The organism is Streptococcus sp. k-90, assembly GCF_013277565.1.
GTDB lineage: Bacteria > Bacillota > Bacilli > Lactobacillales > Streptococcaceae > Streptococcus.
The window spans coordinates 1-509 of sequence record NZ_VMNE01000025.1 but is presented as its reverse complement, the minus strand read 5'-3'; the positions used below and the strand labels follow the sequence as shown (position 1 = coordinate 509).

Annotated in this window: 1 pseudogene; it reads right to left on the bottom strand. The window is 46.2% G+C overall.

From position 1 onward, the window contains the following. Nucleotides 1-61: 61 nt before the first annotated feature. A pseudogene (locus HT734_RS08140) lies at nucleotides 62-509 on the bottom strand (surface protein Rib); the annotation flags it as partial.

Genomic DNA, 509 nt, shown 5'->3' with positions numbered 1-509 from the left:
TGTTTTTTCTCTTCTGGAGTTAAGTGCGCTTTGTCTTTAACTGGAACTTTCTCGTCTGGTTTCACTGGGGTGAATCTTGGTTGACCAAGTCACTTCCTGGAATTTGGTGGCTGATGCCGGTTGTTGGATCTTTCAACGTTGCGGTGCCGTCTTCGCCTACAGTGACTTCCTTACCTGGGTTCTTCGCTTTGACTTTGTCTTCCACTTGTTTTTTCTCTTCTGGAGTTAAGTGCGCTTTGTCTTTAACTGGAACTTTCTCGTCTGGTTTCACTGGGGTGAAATCTTGGTTGACCAAGTCACTTCCTGGAATTTGGTGGCTGATGCCGGTTGTTGGATCTTTCAACGTTGCGGTGCCGTCTTCGCCTACAGTGACTTCCTTACCTGGGTTCTTCGCTTTGACTTTGTCTTCCACTTGTTTTTTCTCTTCTGGAGTTAAGTGCGCTTTGTCTTTAACTGGAACTTTCTCGTCTGGTTTCACTGGGGTGAATCCTTGGTTGACCAAGTCACTT